This is a genomic window from Pseudomonas sp. GQ91, from assembly GCF_059758795.1.
Genome location: NZ_JCAXED010000005.1, coordinates 347,690 through 372,447 on the forward strand (window position 1 = coordinate 347,690; position 24,758 = coordinate 372,447).

24 protein-coding genes are annotated in these 24,758 nt (G+C 59.7%); 11 read left to right on the forward strand and 13 right to left on the reverse strand.

Annotated elements, in window-relative coordinates:
• Window positions 1–10 precede the first annotated feature (10 nt).
• The gene (locus AC6CIA_RS10095; RefSeq protein WP_498311740.1) at window positions 11–2,461 is read right to left on the reverse strand and encodes a glycogen/starch/alpha-glucan phosphorylase; all 2,451 of its coding nucleotides are present in this window, start codon (window positions 2,459–2,461) and stop codon (window positions 11–13) included.
• A 227-nt stretch (window positions 2,462–2,688) separates the two neighbouring features.
• On the opposite strand from AC6CIA_RS10095, the gene AC6CIA_RS10100 reads away from it, so the two are divergent.
• Window positions 2,689–3,123 (forward strand): YkgJ family cysteine cluster protein, encoded by a 435-nt coding sequence (locus tag AC6CIA_RS10100; protein WP_084379887.1) that lies wholly within the window; start codon window positions 2,689–2,691, stop codon window positions 3,121–3,123.
• Between the two features lie 285 nt (window positions 3,124–3,408).
• Here the strand turns inward: AC6CIA_RS10100 and typA are convergent, their stop codons facing one another.
• Together typA and thiI are read right to left on the reverse strand one after the other, a co-directional pair.
• Complete coding sequence (gene typA / locus AC6CIA_RS10105) at window positions 3,409–5,229, reverse strand: translational GTPase TypA (RefSeq protein ID WP_339529387.1); 1,821 nt, start codon at window positions 5,227–5,229, stop codon at window positions 3,409–3,411.
• Between the two features lie 139 nt (window positions 5,230–5,368).
• Window positions 5,369–6,823: a tRNA uracil 4-sulfurtransferase ThiI gene (gene thiI / locus AC6CIA_RS10110; protein ID WP_339529386.1), complete on the reverse strand. Its 1,455-nt coding sequence runs from the start codon at window positions 6,821–6,823 to the stop codon at window positions 5,369–5,371.
• Between the two features lie 332 nt (window positions 6,824–7,155).
• Between thiI and glnA the strand changes: the two genes are divergently transcribed.
• The 5 genes from glnA to ntrC all read left to right on the forward strand — a co-directional run bounded on the left by glnA (window position 7,156) and on the right by ntrC (window position 12,666).
• Window positions 7,156–8,562 carry a glutamate--ammonia ligase gene (glnA, locus tag AC6CIA_RS10115; protein ID WP_498311741.1) on the forward strand — a complete coding sequence of 469 codons (1,407 nt, stop codon included), beginning with the start codon at window positions 7,156–7,158 and terminating at the stop codon, window positions 8,560–8,562.
• 251 nt (window positions 8,563–8,813) lie between these two features.
• Entirely contained in the window at window positions 8,814–9,350 is a 537-nt protein-coding gene (locus AC6CIA_RS10120) for a chorismate mutase (RefSeq protein ID WP_498311742.1), read from the forward strand.
• 76 nt (window positions 9,351–9,426) lie between these two features.
• Window positions 9,427–9,852 carry a cupin domain-containing protein gene (locus AC6CIA_RS10125; protein WP_498311743.1) on the forward strand — a complete coding sequence of 142 codons (426 nt, stop codon included), beginning with the start codon at window positions 9,427–9,429 and terminating at the stop codon, window positions 9,850–9,852.
• A gap of 295 nt (window positions 9,853–10,147) precedes the next feature.
• A complete protein-coding gene (gene glnL, locus AC6CIA_RS10130) occupies window positions 10,148–11,233 on the forward strand; it encodes a nitrogen regulation protein NR(II) (RefSeq protein ID WP_339529382.1) in 1,086 nt (361 codons plus the stop codon).
• Entirely contained in the window at window positions 11,230–12,666 is a 1,437-nt protein-coding gene (gene ntrC, locus AC6CIA_RS10135) for a nitrogen regulation protein NR(I) (protein WP_498311744.1), read from the forward strand. The genes glnL and ntrC overlap by 4 nt, the downstream gene beginning before the upstream one ends.
• Before the next feature lie 380 nt (window positions 12,667–13,046).
• Here the strand turns inward: ntrC and AC6CIA_RS10140 are convergent, their stop codons facing one another.
• On the reverse strand, window positions 13,047–13,487 hold the full coding sequence (locus AC6CIA_RS10140; RefSeq protein WP_339529380.1) for a hypothetical protein: 441 nt from the start codon (window positions 13,485–13,487) through the stop codon (window positions 13,047–13,049).
• Between AC6CIA_RS10140 and AC6CIA_RS10145 the strand changes: the two genes are divergently transcribed.
• Window positions 13,486–13,941, forward strand: a complete 456-nt coding sequence (locus AC6CIA_RS10145; protein ID WP_498311745.1) for a tRNA (cytidine(34)-2'-O)-methyltransferase — start codon at window positions 13,486–13,488, stop codon at window positions 13,939–13,941. The genes AC6CIA_RS10140 and AC6CIA_RS10145 overlap by 2 nt on opposite strands.
• A gap of 135 nt (window positions 13,942–14,076) precedes the next feature.
• Here AC6CIA_RS10145 and secB read toward each other — a convergent pair whose 3' ends face one another.
• From secB to AC6CIA_RS10160, 3 genes are read right to left on the reverse strand one after another with little or no spacing between them, the layout of a single operon-like run.
• Window positions 14,077–14,556, reverse strand: a complete 480-nt coding sequence (secB, locus tag AC6CIA_RS10150) for a protein-export chaperone SecB (protein WP_084381845.1) — start codon at window positions 14,554–14,556, stop codon at window positions 14,077–14,079.
• A 39-nt stretch (window positions 14,557–14,595) separates the two neighbouring features.
• Complete coding sequence (gene grxC, locus AC6CIA_RS10155; protein WP_498311746.1) at window positions 14,596–14,850, reverse strand: glutaredoxin 3; 255 nt, start codon at window positions 14,848–14,850, stop codon at window positions 14,596–14,598.
• Window position 14,851: 1 nt separating this feature from the next.
• The gene (locus tag AC6CIA_RS10160; RefSeq protein WP_339529377.1) at window positions 14,852–15,265 is read right to left on the reverse strand and encodes a rhodanese-like domain-containing protein; all 414 of its coding nucleotides are present in this window, start codon (window positions 15,263–15,265) and stop codon (window positions 14,852–14,854) included.
• A 151-nt stretch (window positions 15,266–15,416) separates the two neighbouring features.
• On the opposite strand from AC6CIA_RS10160, the gene gpmI reads away from it, so the two are divergent.
• The 4 genes from gpmI (at window position 15,417) to AC6CIA_RS10180 (ending at window position 20,618) form a co-directional block, all read left to right on the forward strand.
• Window positions 15,417–16,946 carry a 2,3-bisphosphoglycerate-independent phosphoglycerate mutase gene (gene gpmI / locus AC6CIA_RS10165; RefSeq protein ID WP_339529376.1) on the forward strand — a complete coding sequence of 510 codons (1,530 nt, stop codon included), beginning with the start codon at window positions 15,417–15,419 and terminating at the stop codon, window positions 16,944–16,946.
• A 258-nt stretch (window positions 16,947–17,204) separates the two neighbouring features.
• Entirely contained in the window at window positions 17,205–18,491 is a 1,287-nt protein-coding gene (locus AC6CIA_RS10170) for a murein hydrolase activator EnvC family protein (RefSeq protein ID WP_498311747.1), read from the forward strand.
• 29 nt (window positions 18,492–18,520) lie between these two features.
• Window positions 18,521–19,828, forward strand: coding sequence for a S41 family peptidase (locus AC6CIA_RS10175; RefSeq protein ID WP_498311748.1), 1,308 nt, complete (start codon window positions 18,521–18,523; stop codon window positions 19,826–19,828).
• Between the two features lies 1 nt (window position 19,829).
• Complete coding sequence (locus AC6CIA_RS10180) at window positions 19,830–20,618, forward strand: divergent polysaccharide deacetylase family protein (protein WP_339529373.1); 789 nt, start codon at window positions 19,830–19,832, stop codon at window positions 20,616–20,618.
• Here the strand turns inward: AC6CIA_RS10180 and AC6CIA_RS10185 are convergent.
• From AC6CIA_RS10185 to hisB, 6 genes are all read right to left on the reverse strand, one after another.
• Window positions 20,609–21,364: a substrate-binding periplasmic protein gene (locus AC6CIA_RS10185; protein ID WP_498311749.1), complete on the reverse strand. Its 756-nt coding sequence runs from the start codon at window positions 21,362–21,364 to the stop codon at window positions 20,609–20,611. The two genes, AC6CIA_RS10180 and AC6CIA_RS10185, sit on opposite strands and share 10 nt — an antisense overlap.
• A 65-nt stretch (window positions 21,365–21,429) precedes the next feature.
• On the reverse strand, window positions 21,430–22,200 hold the full coding sequence (gene hisF / locus AC6CIA_RS10190) for an imidazole glycerol phosphate synthase subunit HisF (RefSeq protein ID WP_154744819.1): 771 nt from the start codon (window positions 22,198–22,200) through the stop codon (window positions 21,430–21,432).
• Between the two features lie 83 nt (window positions 22,201–22,283).
• Window positions 22,284–23,033: a 1-(5-phosphoribosyl)-5-[(5-phosphoribosylamino)methylideneamino]imidazole-4-carboxamide isomerase gene (gene hisA / locus AC6CIA_RS10195; RefSeq protein ID WP_498311750.1), complete on the reverse strand. Its 750-nt coding sequence runs from the start codon at window positions 23,031–23,033 to the stop codon at window positions 22,284–22,286.
• Between the two features lie 92 nt (window positions 23,034–23,125).
• The gene (locus AC6CIA_RS10200) at window positions 23,126–23,386 is read right to left on the reverse strand and encodes a DUF2164 domain-containing protein (protein ID WP_498311751.1); all 261 of its coding nucleotides are present in this window, start codon (window positions 23,384–23,386) and stop codon (window positions 23,126–23,128) included.
• Complete coding sequence (gene hisH, locus AC6CIA_RS10205; protein WP_498311752.1) at window positions 23,386–24,024, reverse strand: imidazole glycerol phosphate synthase subunit HisH; 639 nt, start codon at window positions 24,022–24,024, stop codon at window positions 23,386–23,388. Before hisH ends, AC6CIA_RS10200 begins: the two co-directional genes overlap by 1 nt.
• Window positions 24,024–24,617 (reverse strand): imidazoleglycerol-phosphate dehydratase HisB, encoded by a 594-nt coding sequence (gene hisB, locus AC6CIA_RS10210; protein ID WP_339529367.1) that lies wholly within the window; start codon window positions 24,615–24,617, stop codon window positions 24,024–24,026. The genes hisH and hisB overlap by 1 nt, the downstream gene beginning before the upstream one ends.
• Window positions 24,618–24,758 lie beyond the last annotated feature (141 nt).

The window sequence follows — 24,758 nt, forward strand, 5'->3', positions numbered from 1 at the left end:
TCTGCAGTGCTTAGTCCAAGGCTTTCCAGATCTCGGTCGCATATTCCCGGATGGTGCGGTCCGAGGAGAACCAGCCAGTACGCGCGGTATTGAGCACCGCCGAGCGCCACCACTCCTTGGAGTCATGCCAATGCGCTTCGACCCGCGCCTGGGCGTCCCAATAAGAATCGAAGTCTGCACAGACCAGAAAGCGGTCGTAGTCGATCAACGAATCGATCAGCCCCACATAGCGGCCGGGATCGTCCGGCGAGAACACCCCGCCACGAATCGCTTGCAGCACGTCGTTCAAACGGTGGGACGCGGCAATCTCGGGGCCCGCACTGAACTCGCCAGCCTGTTTACGCGCTTCCACCTCCTGGGCGCTGAGGCCGAAGATAAACATGTGCTCGCCGCCAATGCGCTCGTGCATCTCGACATTCGCGCCATCCATGGTCCCGATGGTCAACGCGCCGTTGAGGCCGAACTTCATGTTGCTGGTGCCCGACGCCTCGAATCCTGCGGTGGATATCTGCTCAGACAGATCGGCCGCTGGAATGATGTTTTCCGCCAGGCTGACGTTGTAGTTGGGCAGGAACACCACCTTGAGCAAACCGCGCACGGTCGGGTCGTTGTTTACGGTGCGGGCGATGTCGTTGGTCAGTTTGATGATCAGCTTGGCCTGGTGATAACTGGCCGCCGCCTTGCCGGCGAAGATTTTCACCCGTGGCACCCAATCGGTCTCGGGCTCGGCGCGAATCGCCTGATACAGGGCGACGGTGTGTAGCAGGTTGAGCAACTGGCGCTTGTATTCGTGAATGCGCTTGACCTGCACATCGAACATCGCCGCCGGGTTGACGGAGATGTCCAGGCGCTGATGAATGATGTCCGCCAGTGCGCGCTTGCTGTGCAGGCGCTGCTCGGCAAAGGCTTTGCGGAAAACCTCCTTCTCGGCAAAGGTTTCCAACTCCACCAGGCGCTGCTCCATGTTGTCGAGGATGTCCGGGCCCAGGGCCCCCACCAGCATCGAGGTGAGCTTGGGGTTGGCCTGGAACAACCAACGGCGGAAGGTGATGCCGTTGGTCTTGTTGTTGATCCGCTCCGGATACAGCTTGTGCAATTCGGAGAATACCGTGCTGCGCATCAACTGCGTGTGCAGGCCGGATACGCCGTTGACGCTATGGGAGCCGAGAAATGCCAGGTTGCCCATGCGCACGCGGCGGCCGTTGTCTTCCTCGATCAGCGACACGGCGCGCAGCACGTCGAAGTCATGGATGCCCTTGGCCCGCAACGAGTCGATGTGCTGGGCGTTGATCAGGTAGATGATCTGCATGTGCCGCGGCAACATGCGCTCCATCAACCCCACCGGCCAGGTTTCCAGGGCTTCGGGGAGCAATGTGTGGTTGGTGTAGGACAGCGTTTCGACGGTGACCTGCCAGGCCGCATCCCAGGCGATGTCGTGCAGGTCCACCAACTGACGCATCAACTCGGCCACCGCGATGGAAGGGTGAGTGTCGTTGAGCTGGATCGCCGCATGCTCACCCAGGCTCAGCACCGAGCCGTGCATGTTTTTGTGGCGACGCAGCAAGTCTTGCAGCGAGGCGGAGACGAAGAAGTATTCCTGGCGCAGGCGCAATTCCTGCCCCGCTTCAGTGCTGTCGGCCGGGTAAAGCACCCGCGAGATGCTTTCCGCACGCGCCACTTCAGCGACGGCGCCCAAATGGTCACCGGCATTGAAACGTTCCAGGTGCAGATCTTCCACCGCCCGCGCACGCCATAAACGCAGCGTGTTAACGCTGGCGCCACGCCAGCCGACCACCGGGGTGTCGTAGGCTACGGCGCGCACGGTTTCACCCGGCGACCAGACCTGGATCGGCTTGCCGGACGCGTCCAATACGGTTTCGACGCTGCCACCAAAGCCGATCGGGTAGATCACCTCGGGCCGCTCGAACTCCCAAGGGTTACCGAAATCCAGCCAGCGCTCAGTCTGCTCCTGCTGCCAACCATCGACAATCGCCTGGCGAAACAGGCCATGTTCATAACGAATACCGTAACCATGGCCGGCGATGCCCAGGGACGACATACTTTCCATGAAGCACGCCGCCAGGCGCCCCAGGCCACCGTTGCCGAGGGCCGCATCGGGCTCCAGCAGGCGAATACGCTCCAGGTCCACACCCAGTTCACCCAGGGCTTCGCGCGCCACCTCCAGCAAGCCGAGGTTGCTCAGACTGTCAAACAACAGGCGGCCGATCAGAAATTCCAGCGAGAGGTAATAGACCCGCTTCTGCCCACGACGATAAATGCGCCGGGTATGGTCCATCCAGTCATCGACCATGTGATCGCGCGCCGCCAGGGCGATGGCTTCGAACCAGTCGTGATCGAAAGCGTGATCGGGGTCTTTGCCCACGGCATAAGTGAGCTTGGTCAAGACGGCATCGCGAAACGCTGCCACCTCTGCTTCTCGTACAAGCGGTTCCTGAGACATCGGTGTGACCTCGAGCGAGATAGAAGAAGGGAATCCTAAAGCCTAGTCGGTCTGACAAACCTCAAGGCTGACGGTTCGGCAGTTTTTTCACTCATTCACCTGTGGGGGAATTTGATGCAGGGGCCGTGCCCGATCACCCTTTGGGCTGAAACCTGCAAAATATTGTTCAAAAAACCACCAATCCCGGTATGATCGCGCGCCCGGACAACGCCCCTCTTGGAAACCTGATGAAGCCTCAACTGATCGCCGCCGCGGAACTCGACCGTCTCGAAACGTGGCAGAAATACTCCAGCCACATGTGCGGCGGCTGCGTCTCCAGCTGCTGCACCTTGCCGGTTGAGGTGAAGATCAAGGATTTGATCCGCATTGGCATCGTCGATGAGTTCGAGCGCGGCGATCCGCCGAAGAACATCGCCAAGCGCTTGCAGAAGGAAGGCATCGTCGAGCGTTACAACCAGAAATCCGAGATTTTCACCTTGCAGCGCATGAGTAACAACGACTGCCTGTATCTGGATCGTAAGAGCCGTTTCTGCACTATTTATGACAAGCGCCCGGATACCTGCCGCAATCACCCGAAGATCGGACCTCGGCCGGGGTATTGCGCCTACAAGCCGAAGGAAGTGGTGCGCGAGACCAAATTCAAGACCCTCGACAAGTTCTGATCCAACGCCGAACGACTGTGGCGAGCGGGCTTGCCCCGCGCTGGGCTGCGAAGCGGCCCTAAAACCAGGCAAAGAGTTTTACCTGAAAGAAAGCGCTGAGCCTATTGGGCCTGCTTCGCAGCCCAGCGCGGGGCAAGCCCGCTCGCCACAACAGCCCGCTCGCCACAACAGCAGGCTTGCCACCACAGCTCGCTCACAACAAGAGCCGGCCCGGCACAAACTGCAGGCATAAAAAAACGCCCCCGGCCTTTCGACCGGGGGCGTTTTTATTCAGCCTGAGTTAACTCAGTTCTTGGCTTTCTTGGCAGCGCGGGTACGCTCGCCTTCGTCCAGGATCTTCTTACGCAGGCGGATCGACTTAGGCGTGACTTCGCACAGCTCGTCGTCCTGGATGAATTCCAGGGCCTGTTCCAGAGTGAAGCGAACAGGTGGAACCAGAGCGATGGTTTCGTCTTTGCCCGAAGCACGCATGTTGTCGAGCTTCTTGCCTTTGGTTGGGTTGACGCCCATGTCGGTGTCACGGCTGTTCAGACCAACGATCTGACCGTTGTAGATCTCTTGACCGTGCTCAACGAACAGCTTGCCACGCGCCTGGAGGGTTTCCAGGGAGTAGGTCAGCGCCTTGCCGGTTTCTACCGACACCAGAACACCGTTCTGACGACCGGACATCTGGCCGGACTTCATGGTGTCGTAGCGATCGAAGATCGAGGTCAGGATGCCAGCACCGTTGGTCAGGGTCAGGAACTGGTTACGGAAACCGATCAGACCGCGAGCAGGGATGTTGTATTCCAGACGAACACGGCCTTTGCCATCCGGCACCATGTTGGTCAGGTCGCCCTTACGCAGGCCCATCTCTTCCATGACCTTGCCCTGGGATTCTTCAGGGGTGTCGATGGTGACGTTTTCGAACGGTTCCTGCTTGTTGCCGTCGACCACGCGGATGATCACTTCCGGACGACCAACACCCATTTCGAAGCCTTCGCGACGCATGGTTTCGATCAGTACCGAGAGGTGCAGCTCACCACGGCCGGAAACCTTGAACTTGTCGGCCGAGTCGCCTTCTTCAACGCGCAGTGCAACGTTGTACAGCAGCTCTTTGTCCAGACGTTCCTTGATGTTACGGGAAGTCACGAACTTGCCTTCTTTACCGCAGAAAGGCGAGTCGTTTACCTGGAAGGTCATGGAAACGGTTGGCTCGTCAACGGTCAACGGCTTCATCGCTTCGACCGTGTCCGGGTGGCACAGGGTGTCGGAGATGAACAGCGAATCCATGCCGCTGATGCAAACGATGTCGCCTGCCGCCGCTTCTTCAACGTCGATGCGGTGCAGACCGTGGTGACCCATCAGCTTCAGGATACGGCCGTTACGCTTCTTGCCGGTGGCGTCGATAGCGACAACCGGAGTGTTCGGCTTGACGCGACCACGAGCGATACGGCCAACACCGATAACACCCAGGAAGCTGTTGTAGTCCAGAGCGGAAATCTGCATCTGGAACGGACCGTCACGGTCAACCGCCGGCGCCGGTACGTTGTCGACGATCGACTGGTACAGCGGGGTCATGTCTTCAGCCATGTCGGTGTGGTCCAGACCGGCAATGCCGTTCAGGGCCGAGGCGTAGACGACTTTGAAGTCCAGCTGTTCTTCGGTGGCACCGAGGTTGTCGAACAGGTCGAAGATCTGGTCCAGAACCCAGTCCGGACGCGCGCCTGGACGGTCGACCTTGTTGATCACCACGATTGGACGCAGGCCGGCTTCGAACGCCTTCTTGGTCACGAAACGGGTTTGCGGCATAGGGCCGTCTTGAGCGTCAACCAGCAGCAGAACGGAGTCAACCATCGACATTACACGTTCTACTTCGCCGCCGAAGTCGGCGTGGCCCGGGGTGTCCACGATGTTGATGTGGTAGCCGTTCCAGTTGATGGCGGTGTTTTTCGCCAGGATGGTAATACCGCGCTCTTTTTCCTGGTCGTTGGAGTCCATCACGCGCTCGTCGTTGAGCTCGTTGCGCTCCAGGGTGCCGGATTGACGCAGGAGTTTGTCTACCAGGGTGGTTTTACCGTGGTCAACGTGAGCAATGATGGCGATGTTACGTAGATTTTCGATCACTTGTGTATCTCGATCAGAGGATTCGGTGTGCTGACAGGTCGTGGCAGCGATTAACAGTAGAGTCAGGCCTTGCCGTTACAGCTTGACGGCAGAGTCGGGGGGCCGGTGACGCAGGCCACAGGCAAACAGCCCCGGGCTCTTAGCTCGGTCGATAAACGCGCACATTGGCATACCCCTCACTGAGCAAATGGTGAGCATGCAGGCGACTCATCACGCCTTTGTCGCAATACAACAGGTACTGACGGCTGTTATCCAGTTCCTTGAAACGCGCGTTCAGTGCATAGAACGGCAGCGTCTGCACGTCGATGCCAGCGATTTCCAGCGGCTCGTCCTCGGCGGCATCCGGATGACGGATGTCGATGACGATCTGGCCGGCCAGGGCTTCACTGACTTCTTCGATCTTCACATCCTGGCCCAGCTCATCGATCACGCGATCAATTGGCACCAGCTTGGCATTCTCGAGCGCTCGCTCCAGAACCGCCATGTCGAATTCTTTTTCTTCATGCTCCACGCGGTAGCGCTTGGCGTGGGTCTTGGGGTTCACCGAGATGACCCCGCAGTACTCCGGCATGTGCTTGGCGAAATCGGCGGTACCGATTTCGTTGGCCAGGTCGATGATGTCCTGCTTGTGGCTGGCAATCAGCGGGCGCAATACCAGCTTCTCGGTCACGCAGTCGATCACCGACAGGTTCGGCAGGGTCTGGCTGGAAACCTGGGAGATCGCCTCACCGGTCACCAGCGCTTCGATCTGCAGCCGATCGGCAATACTCGACGCAGCGCGCAACATCATACGCTTCAATACTACGCCCATATGACCGTTATCGACTTTTCCGAGGATTTCTCCCAGAACTTCCTCGAACGGTACGCTGACAAACAGCACGCGCTGGGAGCTGCCGTACTTTTTCCAGATGAAATGCGCGACTTCCATCACGCCCAATTCGTGTGCACGACCGCCCAGGTTAAAGAAGCAGAAGTGGCTCATCAGGCCGCGACGCATGATCTGGTAGGCCGCGACCGTGGAATCGAAACCGCCGGACATCAGTACCAGGGTCTGTTCCAGGGCGCCCAGCGGATAGCCGCCGATGCTGTTGTGCTGGCTGTGGATCACAAACAACCGTTGGTCGCGAATTTCCATGCGCACTTCAATTTGTGGTGCTTTCAGGGAAATCCCGGCGGCGCCGCACTCGCGACGCAGCTTGCTGCCGACGTATTTTTCGACGTCCATGGAGCTGAACGGATGCTTGCCGGCGCGCTTGCAACGCACGGAGAAAATCTTCCCCGAAAGCTCATCACCGAAGTGCTGCTTGCACTTTTCGGTGATGTCGTCGAAGTCGCCCAGCGGGTACTCGTCGACCTGCAGAAAGTGCGCGATGCCCGGCATGCAGCTCAGGCGCTCGGTCAGCTCCTTCAAGGCTTTCGGGTCGGTCACGCGGGTTTCCAGCTCGAGATTGTCCCACACGCCGTTCACCACCACAGCCGGGTCCAGATCGCGGAGCACGGCACGGATGTTCTTGGCCAATTGGCGGATGAAACGCATCCGTACCGGTCGGCTCTTGATGGTGATCTCGGGGAAGACTTTAACGATTAATTTCATGGAAACAGCGCGCACAGGGCCTGCCGAAAAAGGGGGGCGCGGATTATAGCGGAAATCGCTCAAGGTTTAACCAGTTAATATGCAAACAGCACTCGACGCACCAACATGGGGCGAAACCCTGTTTTTACGCTACATTGCAGTGCGCGATTTGTGCCGTTTTAGCTGACTGCACCTTTATAGGGGCCATTTTGAGGCAAAAAGACCATGTTGGCGCACTGGCATGCAATTTGCTCTCTTGTGAGGCAGGTTGCCATGGCGGACTATCCGCGCCGGCATCACCCATATTCAAGGGCTAACTCCACTACCCAGCCCGAAGCCACCCGGAGGACACTATGTCGAAGTCGGTTCAACTCATCAAAGATCATGACGTTAAATGGATTGATCTGCGCTTCACGGACACCAAAGGCACTCAGCACCACGTGACCATGCCGGCTCGCGACGCGCTGGATGAGGCCTTCTTCGAAGAAGGCAAAATGTTCGACGGTTCCTCCATCGCTGGCTGGAAAGGCATCGAAGCTTCCGACATGATCCTGATGCCGGACGACACCACCGCCGTACTCGACCCGTTCACCGAAGAGCCGACCCTGATTCTGGTCTGCGACGTGATCGAGCCGTCGACCATGCAAGGCTACGACCGCGACCCACGTGCAATCGCCAAGCGTGCCGAGGAATACCTGAAGTCCACCGGTATCGGCGACACCGTATTCGTAGGGCCGGAGCCTGAGTTCTTCATCTTCGACGAAGTGAAGTTCAAATCCGACATCTCCGGTTCGATGTTCAAAATCTTCTCCGAACAAGGTTCGTGGATGTCCGACCAGGACGTGGAAGGCGGCAACAAAGGCCACCGTCCAGGCGTCAAAGGCGGCTACTTCCCGGTTCCTCCGTTCGACCACGACCACGAAATCCGTACCTCCATGTGCAACGCCATGGAAGAAATGGGCCTGGTCATCGAAGTTCACCACCACGAAGTGGCGACTGCCGGCCAGAACGAAATCGGCGTGAAGTTCAACACCCTGGTGGCCAAGGCTGACGAAGTTCAGACCCTGAAGTACTGCGTACACAACGTGGCTGATGCCTACGGCCGTACCGCCACCTTCATGCCTAAGCCGCTGTACGGCGATAACGGTTCGGGTATGCACGTTCACCTGTCCATCGCCAAAGAAGGCAAGAACACCTTCGCTGGCGAAGGTTATGCCGGCCTGTCCGACACTGCCCTGTACTTCATCGGCGGTATCATCAAGCACGGTAAGGCTCTGAACGGTTTCACCAACCCGTCGACCAACTCCTACAAGCGTCTGGTCCCAGGTTTCGAAGCTCCGGTAATGCTGGCCTACTCGGCTCGTAACCGTTCCGCCTCGATCCGTATTCCTTACGTGTCCAGCCCGCGCGCGCGCCGTATCGAAGCACGCTTCCCGGATCCAGCCGCCAACCCGTACCTGGGCTTCGCTGCACTGCTGATGGCTGGCCTGGACGGCATCCAGAACAAGATCCACCCAGGCGACGCTGCCGACAAGAACTTGTACGACCTGCCGCCTGAAGAGGCCAAGGAAATTCCACAAGTGTGCGGCAGCCTGAAAGAAGCCCTGGAAGAGCTGGACAAGGGCCGTGCGTTCCTGACCAAAGGCGGCGTGTTCAGCGACGACTTTATCGATGCCTACATCGCCCTGAAAAGCGAAGAAGAAATCAAGGTCCGCACCTTCGTACACCCACTGGAATACGAGCTGTACTACAGCTGCTGATCCGGTAGCGCTGCGTAACGTGGCGTGATGAAAAAGACCTCCTTCGGAGGTCTTTTTTTTTGCGCCCGGTTTAGTCCACTGGTAAGCAACCGCGAAAGATAAGGTAGCCTCTGACTGACGCCACTCCAGACCTGCAAACCCAATCAAAAGGTGGGAGCGGGCTTGCTCGCGAATGCGGTGTATCAGTCACCCGATGCCGCGACTGAACGTCCGCTTTCGCGAGCAAGCCCGCTCCCACAAGGAGATCCCAATTGAAATATAGATTTGCATTCGCCCTGTTATTTGTCAGCGCCAGTGCCAGCGCCGCGCCGCCTGCCCTTGAGCCGCTGCTCAAGAGCATCGCAGAACGCCTGGCCATTGCCGATCAGGTGGCCCTGAGCAAATGGGACAGCCACAAACCCGTGGAAGACAAGAAACGCGAGCAAGAGGTAATCGCCAACGTCATCGCCCAGGCATCAAGTTACAAACTCGACCCTGCCGCCGCCGAACAGTTTTTCTCGGCACAAATCGAGGCGAACAAACTGGTGCAGTACACCCACCTCTCCGACTGGCAGCTCCAGGGCAAGGCGCCCGACGCCCCGCGCCCGGACCTGGTGAAGCAGATTCGCCCGCAACTGGACCTGTTGCAAAAACGCCTGCTGCAGCAATTGGCCGACTTTTCCCCGCAGCGCACCGACCCAGACTGCCCGCGATGGCTGGCCCAGGCGGTGCATGCGCCGCTCAATGCTCCATTGCGCCAACTGGCAATGATCCGCGCCACCGCCGAATTGTGTACGCGGCCTACTTGATTTGAAGCATCGCCCTGCATCCTCCGCCTATCGGTAGACATAGCCTGAAAAGTCATTTACCGATCAGGATGGAACCATGGACACCTTCAAATGCTTGATTGCAACGGCGCTCGGATTGTCGTTGCTTGGCTGCGGCACCCAACCCAAGCATGCTGCATCCCTCGAGAAGGAGGTCCTGCTTGAGCGCAGCGAGTCGTGGGATGGCGCGCCCTACGAAGCCTACCCCTCCGGCCCGCCGCGGCTCACGCTGATACGCCTCAAGATCCCCGCGCATACTCAGTTGCCATGGCACACCCATCCGATGCCGAACGCCGCCTACATCGTCTCGGGAGAGTTGACCGTTGAAACCCGCAACAGCGGGATGACTCGCACCTTGAGGCAAGGGCAAACCCTGGCCGAGATGGTGGGTACCGAACATCGCGGCATCACCGCAGAGAAACCGGTTGAACTCCTGGTATTTTACGCGGGCAGTACTGGCATGCCGCTGTCCGAGCAACGCTGATACAGCGCCTATCGCGGATCGTTTCCACCCCGCATTGAAAACGATCCGCCCATCCCTTCCTGAACACCCTTCACAAAACTGCACTATATTGGTGCGTTAGACTGCACCCTTCCCACCTGCCTAACCCATTTTGGTTCGAGACATCCCGAAAAAGCTGGCTTTACGCCATAGTTTCGCGCTTCAAGCCCCTATTTCAGGGTTTTTACGCTTCTTTTCGGAGCTTTGGTTTGGTTTTTGCATTTTCCTGGTATCAGCGCGCGCCTCAAGCCCGCGCCTTGCTCCAAAAGAGGTCCTCATGACCATCAGCGACGCACTGCACCGTTTGCTACTCGACAACCTGACCACCGCGACCATCCTGCTCAATGACGAATTACGCCTTGAGTACATGAACCCGGCGGCGGAGATGCTCCTGGCCATCAGCGGCCAGCGCAGTCACGGACAATTCATCAGCGAACTGTTCACCGAGTCCGCCGAGGCCTTGAGTTCGTTGCGCCAGGCTGTAGAGCAGGCACATCCCTTCACCAAGCGCGAAGCGATGCTCACCGCCCTCACCGGCCAGACCTTGACTGTCGACTATGCCGTCACGCCGATCCTGAGCAAGGGCGCGACCCTGCTGTTGCTGGAAGTCCACCCGCGTGACCGTCTGCTGCGAATCACCAAGGAGGAAGCGCAACTGTCCAAGCAGGAAACCAGCAAGATGCTGGTGCGCGGCCTCGCCCATGAGATCAAGAACCCGCTGGGCGGGATTCGCGGCGCCGCGCAGTTGCTCGCACGCGAACTGCCCGACGAGCACCTCAAGGACTACACCAACGTCATCATTGAGGAAGCCGACCGCCTGCGTAACCTGGTGGACCGCATGCTCGGCTCCAACAAGCTGCCTTCACTGGCGTTGACCAATGTGCACGAGGTGCTGGAACGCGTCTCCCAACTGGTAGAGGCCGAAAGCCAGGGCTGTATCACCTTGGTGCGTGACTACGACCCGAGCATTCCCGATGTATTGATCGACCGCGAGCAGATGATCCAGGCGGTGCTCAATATAGTGCGCAACGCGATGCAAGCCATCAGCAGCCAGAACGAGCTGCGCCTGGGCCGCATCAGCCTGCGCACCCGCGCCCTGCGCCAGTTCACTATCGGTCACGTGCGCCATCGCCTGGTCGCCAAGGTCGAGATCATCGACAACGGTCCGGGCATTCCCGCCGATCTGCAGGAAACCATTTTCTTTCCGATGGTCAGTGGCCGCCCGGACGGTACCGGACTGGGCCTGGCCATTACCCAGAACATCATCAGCCAGCACCAGGGTTTGATCGAATGTGAAAGCCATCCCGGCCACACGATTTTTTCGATCTTTCTGCCACTGGAACAAGGAGCCCCATCGACATGAGCCGTAGTGAAACTGTGTGGATCGTCGATGACGACCGTTCTATCCGCTGGGTCCTGGAGAAAGCCTTGCAGCAGGAAGGCATGACGACCCAGAGCTTCGACAGCGCCGACGGCGTGATGAGCCGCCTCGCGCGCCAACAGCCTGATGTGATTATCTCCGACATTCGCATGCCCGGTGCCAGCGGCCTGGACTTGCTGGCGCGCATTCGCGAACAGCACCCGCGCCTGCCGGTGATCATCATGACCGCGCACTCGGACCTGGATAGCGCTGTCGCGTCCTATCAGGGTGGCGCGTTTGAATACTTGCCCAAGCCGTTCGATGTCGATGAAGCGGTCGCGCTGGTCAAGCGCGCCAACCAGCACGCTCAGGAACAGCAAGGCCAGGACGTGGTACCGACACTGACCCGCACCCCGGAAATCATCGGCGAGGCGCCGGCGATGCAGGAAGTGTTTCGTGCCATCGGGCGCTTGAGCCACTCCAATATCACCGTGCTGATCAACGGTGAGTCCGGCACCGGCAAAGAACTGGTGGCCCACGCCCTGCACCGCCACAGCCCGCGGGCGGCAGCGCCGTTCATCGCGCTGAACATGGCGGCCATCCCGAAGGACTTGATGGAGTCCGAACTGTTCGGCCATGAAAAAGGCGCATTCACCGGCGCCGCCAACCTGCGCCGTGGCCGTTTCGAGCAGGCGGACGGCGGCACGCTGTTTCTCGATGAGATCGGCGACATGCCGGCGGACACCCAGACCCGACTGTTGCGGGTCTTGGCGGATGGCGAATTCTATCGAGTGGGTGGCCACACGCCGGTCAAGGTCGATGTGCGGATCATTGCCGCGACCCACCAGAATCTGGAAACCCTGGTTCACGCCGGGAAATTCCGCGAGGATCTGTTTCACCGCCTGAATGTGATCCGCATCCACATCCCACGGATGTCGGACCGTCGCGAAGACATTCCGACCCTGGCCCGCCACTTTCTCAGTCGCGCCGCTCAGGAGCTGGCTGTCGAGCCAAAACTGCTGAAGACGGAAACCGAGGAATACCTCAAGAACCTGCCGTGGCCGGGCAACGTGCGCCAGCTGGAAAACACCTGCCGCTGGATCACGGTGATGGCTTCCGGGCGTGAAGTGCATATCAGCGACCTGCCGCCCGAGCTGCTGAGCCTGCCGCAGGATTCGGCGCCGGTGACGAACTGGGAGCAGGCCTTGCGCCAATGGGCTGACCAGGCACTCGCACGCGGTCAATCGAACCTGTTGGACAGCGCCGTGCCGACCTTCGAGCGGATCATGATCGAAACCGCCCTCAAGCACACTGCCGGCCGCCGCCGCGACGCCGCAGTGCTGCTGGGCTGGGGCCGCAATACCTTGACGCGCAAGATCAAGGAGTTAGGAATGAAGGTTGATGCTGGTGACGACGACGAGGGTGAAGAGGGCTGATAACAGCTCTCCAACTCACTGAAGATCCAACTGTGGGAGCGGCGGTGCGACGATTCCACCTTTGGTTCTTCACCAAGTCCAGGGATCGTGCACCGCTTCAATGCACCCTGAACCGGCATCGCGCACAAACCCCAGGTCAATTTCGAAGAAACTCCAAACGCTGAAAACCCAAAAGCCCCGCAATCCGGGGCTTTTGGCTTTATGAAGAACGTTCTGCCACGACTTCGCAATTCTGGCACGCGCCCTGCAATAACCCCGGTACTACCCAGTTTTGGGGACCTTGGTACAGGCAGGCCGAGAATCCCCTCTTTTATACCGAAGCCATCGTGCTTCACGCGGTTTTGGGAGTCCTGGTACAGGCAGGCCGGGAACTCCTTCTTTTATTGCTCCTGGAGATGGATCTCCAACCGCCAACGGTCATCGACCTCGGCGCCTGTCCACTGTCCCCGCAGCGGCCGCGCCGCTACTACGTTCAGCAGCAACCCCTTATCGGTCTTGCGCACCCGCCAATTCGCATCCTTGTGGTTGACCTTCACTTGGCCCGCCTGAGCCCTGCCCTGCGCGTCGAACAGCAACGCCACGGTACCGTCGATATGCTCACCGTGAAGTTTGGGTTCGCTGTTGAACCACAGCACCAGGCCGTCCACCGAGGGTTCTACCTGTTGCAGTTCAACCGGGTCCGGGGTGGTCAACCGGCCGATCATCAGGCCCACCATCAGGCCGACAATCACCAACGAACTCAAAACCCTGGGTAATAGCTTCGGCCTGGGATCTGCTTCGGGGGTAGAATGCTGCGCATCTTTACCTTCGGAGCCGTGCATGTTTCACGTCATCCTTTTTCAACCAGAAATTCCGCCGAATACCGGCAACGTTATCAGGCTGTGTGCCAACAGTGGCTGCAACCTGCACTTGATCGAGCCGCTGGGTTTCGACATGGATGACAAACGCCTGCGCCGGGCAGGGCTGGACTATCACGAATATGCCACCTTGCAACGCCACGCGGACCTGGCGAGTTGCCTGGAAAGCCTCGGCCACCCGCGGCTGTTTGCGTTCACCACCAAGGGCTCGCGACCGTTTCATGATGCCAGTTTTGTCGAAGGCGATGCCTTTCTCTTCGGTCCGGAAAGCCGAGGCTTGCCGGCCGATGTGCTGGACGCCCTGCCCGAGGGCCATCGCCTGCGCCTGCCGATGCGCGAAGGGTGCCGCAGCCTCAACCTGTCCAACACGGTCGCCGTTGCCGTCTACGAAGGCTGGCGCCAGCTCGGTTTCAAGTAATACACACAACAAATGTGGGAGCGGGCTTGCTCGCGATTGCAGTACATCAGTCAACATTTTCAGTGACTGACACACCGCAATCGCGAGCAAGCCCGCTCCCACACAAACCCACACACATTTTGAAACCGCGGCGGTTTATTGAACCGTTGGCGCAGCTTCCTGCTGCATGCGCTGCAGCTCTTGCGCGTACAGCGCATCGAAGTTCACCGGAGCCAGCATCAGGGCCGGGAACGAGCCACGGGTGACCAGGCTGTCCAGGGTTTCGCGAGCGTACGGGAACAGGATGTTCGGGCAGAACGCACCCAGCGTGTGGCTCATCGATGCTTCGTCCAGGCCCTGGATCAGGAAGATACCGGCCTGTTGCACTTCAGCGATGAACGCCACTTCTTCACCGTTTTTCACGGTAACCGAGAGGGTCAGCACCACTTCGTGGAAATCGCCTTCCAGTTGCTTTTGACGGGTGTTCAGGTCCAGACCGACGCTTGGCGTCCACTCCTGACGGAAGATCGCCGGGCTTTTCGGCGCCTCGAACGACAGGTCACGCACGTAGATACGCTGCAGGGAAAACTGTGGGCCTTGAGCTTCTGCCGCTTCGGTGTTCTGTTGGTCAGTCATCGTAGATCCTTGCGCTTGGGGTCTTATAGGGGTTGGGAGTCAGGCCTGAAGCAATGCGTCCAGTTTACCGGCGCGATCCAGGGCGAACAGCTCATCGCAGCCGCCGACATGCCGGCTGCCGATCCAGATTTGCGGGACCGAGGTACGACCCGCCTTCTGGGCCATTTCGGCGCGCACCTGAGGCTTGCCATCGACCTTGATTTCTTCAAAGGCAACCTGCTTGCTCTGGAGCAACTGCTTGGCGCGGATGCAATAAGGGCAATAATCGCTGGAATACACGACAACCTGACTCATATCACTTCACCAATGGCAGGTTATCGGCGCGCCAGCTGGAGATACCACCGGACAGCTTGGCGGCGGTGAAACCGCTTTTCATCATTTCGCGGGCGTGGCCACCGGAGTGCTGGCCCTGGGCGTCGACCAGGATGATGGTCTTGGCCTTGTGCTTCTCCAGTTCGGCGATGCGCGCGATCAGCTTGTCCTGGGGAATGTTCAGCGCACCGACGATATGACCGGCGGCAAAATCCTTGGCGGGACGAATATCGACGATAACGGCCTGGTCCTTGTTGACCAGCGCAGTCAGCTCGCCGGTACTGAGGCTGCGGCCGCCACGGCTCATTTCATGAGCGATCAGCAGCGCCAGCAGTACGACAAAGGCACCGACCAGCAGATAGTGAGAGGTAGCGAATGCAATCAGGTGATCAACCATCTAGGAGGTTCCAGGGCGTTAAAATGGCGGTAAGTATACACAGCCGTCATGGCCGGCCAACCCCCGTAAAGCGGTGACGGCATCGGAACTTCGCTTTAAACTGCCACTCCCTTTTCAATCGCCTTCCTTTAATACCGCCGCGAGAGGATCTATGACTACGACGCCTAAACCTTTGGTCCTGATGATTCTCGATGGCTTCGGTCACAGTGAAAGCCACGAATCCAACGCCGTGTACTCGGCCAACAAGCCCGTACTGGACCGCCTGACCGCGACCGTGCCCAACGGCCTGATCTCGGGATCCGGCATGGATGTAGGCCTGCCGGACGGTCAAATGGGCAACTCGGAAGTCGGCCACATGAACCTGGGCGCCGGACGAGTGGTGTATCAGGACTTCACGCGCGTGACCAAATCCATTCGCGATGGCGAGTTTTTCGAGAACCCGACCCTCTGCGCAGCGGTGGATAAAGCCGTCGCGGCCGGCAAGGCCGTGCATTTCATGGGCCTGCTGTCCGATGGCGGCGTCCATAGCCATCAGGATCATCTGGTGGCTATGGCCGAACTGGCCTACAAGCGCGGCGCCGAAAAAATCTACCTGCACGCCTTCCTCGACGGCCGCGATACCCCGCCGAAAAGCGCGCAATCGTCCATCGAACTGTTGGACGCGACCTTCGCCGCCCTGGGCAAGGGCCGTATCGCCAGCCTGGTGGGGCGCTATTTCGCCATGGACCGCGACAACCGCTGGGACCGCGTGGCCCAAGCCTACAACCTGATCGTCGACGGCAACGCCGAATTCAACGCCGCCACCGCCCAGCAAGGCCTGGAAGCCGCCTACGCCCGTGGCGAAAGCGATGAATTCGTCAAGGCCACCACCATCGGTGAACCGGTGAAAGTCGAAGATGGCGACGCCATGGTGTTCATGAACTTCCGCGCCGACCGCGCCCGCGAGCTGAGCCGTGTGTTCGTGGAAGACGATTTCCACGACTTCGAGCGCGCCCGCCAGCCAAAACTCGCCGGCTTCGTGATGCTGACCCAATACGCCGCCAGCATCCCGGCACCTTCGGCCTTTGCGCCGGGCAGCCTGGAGAACGTGCTGGGGGACTACCTGGCAAAAAACGGCAAGACCCAGTTACGCATTGCCGAAACCGAGAAATACGCCCACGTGACCTTCTTTTTCTCGGGCGGGCGTGAAGAACCGTTCCCCGGTGAAGAACGCATCCTGATCCCGTCGCCGAAAGTCGCCACCTATGACTTGCAGCCGGAGATGAGCGCGCCGGAAGTGACCGACAAGATCGTCGAGGCCATTGAAAACCTGCGTTATGACGTGATCGTGGTCAACTACGCCAACGGCGACATGGTCGGCCACAGCGGCAACCTGGAAGCGGCCGTCAAAGCCGTCGAATGCCTCGACCTGTGTGTCGGCCGCATCGTCGATGCCCTGGAGAAAGTCGGTGGCGAAGCACTGATCACCGCCGACCACGGCAACTGCGAGCAAATGTCCGACGCATCCACCGGCCAGGCCCACACGGCCCACACCACCGAGCCGGTGCCGTTCATCTATGTCGGCAAGCGTGACTTCAAGGTCCGCGAAGGCGGCGTACTGGCGGACGTGGCGCCGACCATGCTGAAGTTGATGGGCCTGGAAAAACCCGCCGAGATGACTGGCACTTCGATTCTGGTCTGACTTCGGCCCCACCACAAAACCTCGGTGGGAGGGGGCTTGCTCCCGATAGCAGTGTGTCAGTCGACATCTATTTGACTGATACACCGCCATCGGGAGCAAGCCCCCTCCCACATTTAATCTTCAGTGTTTGGCAGATGTCTTTCTGCCATCCCCCCGCCACTCGGCACCTAACTTGCCCGCAAGCCCCAATTGGGCGTTTTTTTTGCGGCGCTTGCCGGGCATACTAGGCCGTCCCTTTCCCTGGTGTCGCCCGCCTCTATGCTTCGCGCCTTGATTACCCTTGCTCTTGTCTGCCTGCTCCAACCGGCTTTTGCCGACGAGCGCGCGCAAACCCAACAACAGTTGGACGCTACGCGTCAGGATATTACCGAGCTGAAAAAGCTGCTCGGCAAGCTCCAGAAAGAAAAATCCGGCGTGCAGAAAGATCTGCGCGGCACGGAAACCGAAATGGGCAAGCTGGAGAAGCAGGTCCAGGAGCTGCAAAAAGAATTAAAGAAGAGCGAGTCGGAACTGGAGCGACTCGACGCTGAGAAAAAAAAACTCCAGAGCGCCCGCGTTGAACAGCAACGCCTGATCGCGATCCAGGCGCGTGCCGCGTACCAGAACGGCCGCCAGGAATACCTCAAGCTGCTGCTCAACCAGCAGAACCCGGAAAAATTCGCTCGCACCCTGACGTATTACGATTACCTGAGCACGGCGCGCCTGGAGCAACTTAAAAGCTTCAACGAGACCTTGCGCCAGCTGGCCAATGTCGAACAGGAAATCGCTGACCAGCAGAACCAGTTGCTGGCGCAAAAAAGCAGCCTTGATACCCAGCGTGATGAGCTGGAGAAGGTCCGCAAGGAACGCCAGCAGGCATTGGCCAAGCTCAATAACGACGTGAAAGCCCGTGACGCCAGGCTCCGGGCCCGTCAACAGGACCAGGCCGACCTGGCCAAGGTCCTGAAAACCATCGAAGAGACCTTGGCGCGCCAGGCGCGCGAGGCTGAACAGGCCCGACAAAAGGCGCTGATCGCCCAGCAGGAAGCCGAAAAAAAGCGTCAGCGTGACGCCGAGACGGCCACCACCGACGCCCCGCGTAAACCGGCGCGCACAGCTTCCGGACCGCTGGTGTCCAGTGCCGGTGAATCTTTCGGCGGGCCTTTTGCTTCAGCCCGGGGAAAACTTCCATGGCCAGTTGATGGTCGATTGCTTGCACGTTTTGGTCAGACCCGTGGCGACGACACCCGCACCAAATGGGACGGCGTGATGATCAGCGCCGCCGCCGGCAGCCAGGTGCATGCTGTCCACGGTGGGCGCGTGGTGTTTGCCGACTGGCTACGCGGCGCGGGTTTGTTGGTGATTCTCGACCACGGTAATGGCTATTTGAGCCTTTACGGCCACAATCAGACATTGCTCAAAGCAGCAGGTGATGTTGTAAAAGCCGGTGAATCCATCTCCACTGTCGGTAGCAGTGGTGGCCAGGACACTCCGGCGTTGTACTTCGCTATTCGTCAGCAGGGTCGCCCCAGCGATCCTGCACAATGGTGTCGCGCCCAAGGATAGGCCGCACCTACATTAGGAGTTCGTTCGACATGCTGCATTTGTCCCGCCTCACTTCGCTGGCCCTGACGCTCGCCCTGATGCTCGGCGCGCCCCTGGCATTTGCCGACGAAGCTGCCGAGCCAGCCACGGCCGCGACCACCAAGGCACCGTTGCCGCTGGACGAGTTGCGCACCTTTGCCGAGGTCATGGACCGGATCAAAGCGGCCTATGTCGAACCCGTGGACGACAAGACGCTGCTGGAAAATGCCATCAAGGGCATGCTCAGCAACCTCGATCCGCACTCCGCTTACCTGGGTCCGGAAGACTTTGCCGAACTGCAGGAAAGCACCAGCGGTGAATTCGGCGGCCTGGGCATTGAAGTCGGCGCTGAAGACGGCATCATCAAAGTGGTCTCGCCGATCGACGACACCCCGGCCTCCAAGGCCGGCATCCAGGCCGGCGACCTGATCGTCAAGATCAACGGTCAACCGACCCGTGGGCATACCATGACCGAAGCCGTCGACAAGATGCGCGGCAAGGTCGGCCAGAAAATCACCCTGACCCTGGTGCGCGACGGTGGTAGCCCGTTCGACGTGACCCTGACTCGTGCCACCATCACGGTCAAGAGCGTGAAAAGCCAGCTGCTGGAATCGGGCTACGGCTACATCCGCATCACCCAGTTCCAGGTCAAGACCGGCGATGAAGTGGCCAAGGCCCTGGCGAAGCTGCGCAAGGACAACGGCAAGAAACTCAACGGCATCGTTCTCGACCTGCGCAACAACCCCGGCGGCGTGCTGCAATCGGCCGTCGAAGTGGTCGACCACTTCATCACCAAAGGCCTGATCGTCTACACCAAGGGCCGGATTGCCAACTCCGAATTGCGCTTCTCGGCCACCGGCAATGACCTCAGCGAAAATGTTCCGCTGGCGGTGTTGATCAACGGGGGCAGCGCCTCGGCCTCGGAGATCGTCGCCGGCGCCCTGCAAGACCAGAAACGCGGCGTGTTGATGGGTACCACCAGTTTCGGCAAGGGCTCGGTACAAACCGTGCTGCCGCTGAACAATGAACGTGCCTTGAAGATCACCACGGCGCTGTACTACACGCCTAACGGTCGTTCGATCCAGGCCCAGGGCATCGCGCCTGACATCGAGGTGCGCCAGGCCAAGATCACCAACGAACAGGAAAACGAGTACTTCAAGGAAGCCGACCTGCAAGGTCACTTGGGCAACGGCAACGGCGGCGCCGACCAGCCTACCGGCAGCGGCCCGAAAGCCAAGCCAATGCCGCAGGATGATGATTACCAGTTGGCCCAGGCCTTGAGCCTGCTCAAGGGTCTGAGCATCACCCGCAACCGCTGATATGCGCTGTGGACTGATCTTCACGTTGCTGTGCTGCCTGGCGGGAGCTGCCCAAGGTGCCTCCGCCAGCACCTTGGCGGCGCCGCATAAAGCCTACCTGACGCTGATCATCGACGATCTGGGGCAGAACCTGCCGCGCGATCGTCGTGTGCTGGCCTTGCCCGGCCCGGTGACCACGGCGATCATGCCCGACACCCCTCACGCCGCCGAATTTGCCCGCGAGGCGCATCAGGCCGGCAAGACCATTATCCTGCACATGCCCATGGACCCCGCCACCGGCCCATTCGCCTGGCATCCCGGGCTTCCCGTCGAGGAACTCGGCAAGCGCCTGGACGCGGCATTCAAGGCGGTGCCCTATACCGCCGGGATCAACAACCACATGGGCAGCCGCATGACCGCCGAACCGGCCGCCATGGCCTGGCTGATGGGTGAGTTGCAGCGGCGCCACAAGTTTTTTCTCGACAGCCGTACCAGCGCCAAGACCGTGGCGGCAGCCGAGGCGCAAAAGATCGGCTTGGCCAGCGTCTCGCGAGATGTGTTTCTCGATGACGAACGCACCGAAGCCGCCATCACCACACAGCTGCAGACGGCGATCAAGCTGGCCCATAGACAGGGCTCGGCCGTCATGATCGGCCATCCTTATCCACAAACCCTGGCGGTACTGGAGCGCGAGTTGCCCAAGCTCAAGGCCCAGGGCATCGAGTGGATTGATATAAAGCTGATGATCAGCGTGCGCGGCAATCAAGCCATGGCCGGGCACGGAAAGGATGGCGTCTACCGTTACAGGTAGCGCGCCGTGATCTGCTCCACCACGCCGTCCTTGCGCAACTGATCAAGGGCTGCCTGCAGTTTGGCCACCAGCTCATCCGGCACCTCCTTGTTCAATGCCAGATACAGCTCGGCGCTATTGAAGCGCAACACGGTCTTGAGTCCTTTCACCCCGACCTGTCGCGCCAGGTAGCGACCCGCCGGATCGCCGGTGGCCCACAGGTCGATCTGGCCGTCGCGGAGTTTTTGCGCATTGTCCTGGTCGCGCAATACGAGCACCGGGTTGAGTCCCTGTTTTTCCAGGCTCTCGGCGATTGCATCGCCTTTGTAGGCGCCGATTCTGTAGACGCGGGCCTGGGCCAGATCATCGAGCTGAATTTTACTGTCGGCCTTGGCCAGCAGCACCCAATCATCCGGGCCGAGCGGGCCGACCCACTTGAACAGCGCTTCACGGTCCGCCAGGCGAGCCGTCACAAATACGCCGTAGCCCGGTTTTTCCAGGGCGAGTTTGTAGATTCGCTCCCAAGGAAAACGCAGGGTGAGGTTGTAGGAAATGCCGGCACGCTTGAAAGTTTCGCGGACGATGTCCACGGCGATGCCTTCGATGTTCTCGTCCCTGGCGAAGTTCTTGCCGTTTTTTGCCATGTTGTAGGGCGGAAAATTTTCCGTCAGCAACACCAGCTCAGTGTCACCGGGATCGGCGGCGTCAGCCGAACTCACCCACAGAATGGAGGCGCTGGCAAAGGCAAGCAGCAGGTCTTTGAACATGAGGGTTACCGAAATCCATGGCAGGCCCAAGAGTGCCGCGAGCCTGCCAGGGTGTCCAGTGACGTTTAGCGAACCACGATGCCGCGTGCGGCCATGTAGGCCTTGGCCTCGGGAACGGTGTATTCGCCAAAGTGGAAAATACTCGCCGCCAGCACCGCGCTGGCGTGGCCTTCGATCACGCCATCGGCCAAGTGTTGCAGGTTGCCGACGCCGCCGGAGGCAATCACCGGAATGCCCAGGGCATCGCTGATGGCGCGGGTCACGCCCAGGTCGAAGCCATTTTTCATGCCGTCCTGGTCCATGCTGGTCAGCAGGATTTCACCGGCGCCCAGGCTTTCCATCTTCATCGCCCACTCCACCGCATCCAGCCCGGTAGGCTTGCGTCCGCCGTGGGTGAAGATTTCCCAGCGCGGGGTTTCACCCGGCCCGGAAACCTTCTTGGCATCGATGGCCACGACAATGCACTGCGAACCGAAATGCTGCGCGGCCTCACCGACAAATTCCGGATTGAACACCGCCGCGGTGTTGATCGAAACCTTGTCCGCGCCGGCATTGAGCAGGTTGCGGATGTCTTGCACGGTACGCACGCCACCGCCAACGGTCAGCGGGATAAACACCTGGCTGGCCATGCGCTCGACGGTGTGCAAGGTGGTGTCACGACCGTCGACGCTGGCGGTGATGTCGAGAAAGGTAATCTCGTCGGCGCCTTGTTCGTCGTAGCGACGGGCGATTTCCACCGGGTCGCCGGCGTCACGGATGTTCTCGAACTTGACGCCCTTGACCACGCGACCGTTGTCGACGTCCAGGCAAGGGATGATGCGTTTGGCCAGCGCCATAGGCTTATCTCCGATTAGAGTTGCAAGCTTTGAGCTGCAAGCTGCAAGTAGAAGCAGATCTGCTTTTACTTGCAACTTGCAGCTTACGACTTGGAGCTGGCCGCGTAGCCATCACAAAAAGCTTGAGCCTCAGACACATCAAGCGTGCCTTCGTAGATTGCACGCCCGGTAATCGCACCGATGATCCCCGGCGCCTTGGCGTCCAGCAGTGACTTGATATCACCCAGGTTGTGGATACCGCCGGAAGCGATCACCGGAATCTTGGTTGCGCCAGCCAGCGCTGCGGTGAAGGGTACGTTGCAGCCCTGCATCATGCCGTCTTTGGCGATGTCGGTGTAGACGATGGCGGACACGCCGTCGGCCTCGAACTGCTTGGCCAGGTCGATCACCTGCACGGTGCTGATTTCAGCCCAGCCGTCGGTGGCGACGAAACCGTCCTTGGCGTCCAGGCCCACGATCACTTTGCCCGGAAACGCGCGGCAAGCCTCGGCGACGAAGGCAGGATCTTTCACCGCCTTGGTGCCGATGATCACGTAGCTCACGCCAGCCTTGACGTAGTGCTCGATGGTTTCCAGGGAGCGGATGCCGCCGCCGATCTGGATCGGCAGGTTCGGGTAGCGCCTGGCGATGGCCGTGACCACTTCACCGTTGACCGGCTGACCTTCGAAGGCGCCGTTCAAGTCCACCAGATGCAAACGGCGGCAGCCACCTTCCACCCACTTGGCAGCCATGCTCACCGGGTCATCGGAGAACACCGTGGAGTCTTCCATACGGCCCTGGCGCAGACGTACGCAAGCGCCGTCCTTGAGATCGATAGCGGGGATAATGAGCATGCTTTTTCCTTCGTCAAAAGAGCTGCAAGCTGCAAGCTATAAGCTGCAAGCAAGCACGCGTACCAATTCTTGCAGCTTGAGGCTTGACGCTTTCAGCTGCTTTTTTCGAGCGCCCACAAGTCGCTTTCGATGCTTTCGAACCTTTCTTTAAGGTGCGTCTGTGCATCGAAAATCGCCCTGTTGTAATAGTGCGGAGCAATTTCGGTAGTGAACAGCTCGAGGATCTCAGCCACCTCGAACGAGCCCAGCTTGAGCTCGAAGCGGTCTTCCATGAAACGCTGGATCTTGTTCGTCGCCTCACTCTCCTGCTGGGGAGTGAGGTTCAAGATCGGCGGCTTGACCTTCCTGGCCATTACCAGCGCCCGTCCCAGGCGGCGAAGTTCTGCAGCAATTGCAGGCCATGGGTATGGCTCTTCTCCGGGTGGAACTGCACGGCAAAGCGCGAACCATCGGCCAGGGCCGCGGCGAAGTCGACGCCGTAATGCCCGCCACCCACCACCTGGCGCGGATTACCGGCCGCGATGTAGTAACTGTGGACAAAGTAGAACCGCGCCAGGTCCGGAACATCGTGCCACAGCGGGTGATCCACGCTCTGGCGTACTTCGTTCCAGCCCATGTGCGGGACTTTCAGGTGTTCGCCGTCTTCATGCAGGTCTTTGCCGAAGAACTTCACCTGGCCCGGGAACAGACCGATGCAGTCGATACCCTCGTTCTCTTCACTGCTGTCGAGCAAGGCTTGCATGCCCACGCAGATACCGAGAAATGGTCGATCCTGGCTGACTTCACGCACCAGGCTGTCGAAGCCCAGGCGGCGAATTTCGGCCATGCAGTCGCGAATCGCACCGACGCCCGGGAAGACCAACCGATCGGCTTCGCGAATCACTTCGGCATCACTGGTAATCAGCACCTTGCCGGCACCTACGTGCTCGAGGGCCTTGGCCACCGAGTGCAGATTACCCATGCCGTAGTCGATAACCGCGACCGTCTGCATTACAGGACGCCTTTGGTCGACGGCATTTGCCCGGCCATGCGCTCGTCCAGCTCGACGGCCATGCGCAGGGCGCGGCCGAAGGCCTTGAACACCGTTTCGATCTGGTGGTGGGTGTTGGTGCCGCGCAGGTTGTCGATGTGCAGGCTGACCAGTGCGTGGTTGACGAAACCCTGGAAGAATTCCTGGAACAGGTCGACGTCGAAACCGCCCACGGTGGCGCGGGTATACGGCACGTGCATCTGCAGGCCAGGGCGACCGGAGAAGTCGATGACCACCCGTGACAGCGCTTCATCCAGCGGCACATAGGCATGGCCGTAGCGGCGGATGCCTTTCTTGTCGCCAATAGCCTTGGCGAATGCCTGGCCCAGGGTGATACCGACATCTTCCACGGTGTGGTGGTCGTCGATATGCAGGTCGCCCTTGCTGACGATATCCAGGTCGATCAGCCCATGACGGGCGATCTGGTCCAGCATGTGCTCAAGAAAAGGTACACCGATATCAAATCGGGCCTTTCCGGTGCCATCCAGGTTGATCGAGGCTTTGATCTGGGTTTCCAGAGTGTCGCGCTCGACAGACGCCATACGTTCGGCCATCACCAGCTCCGCAAAATCATTGGGCGAAAAAGGCAGCCATTATAGGGGCGCGGGCGCTAAACAGAAACATCGGCGGGGATAAGACTGATGGAGTGTCGGGGATAGACATGTGTGTACATGTGGGAGCGGGCTTGCTCGCGA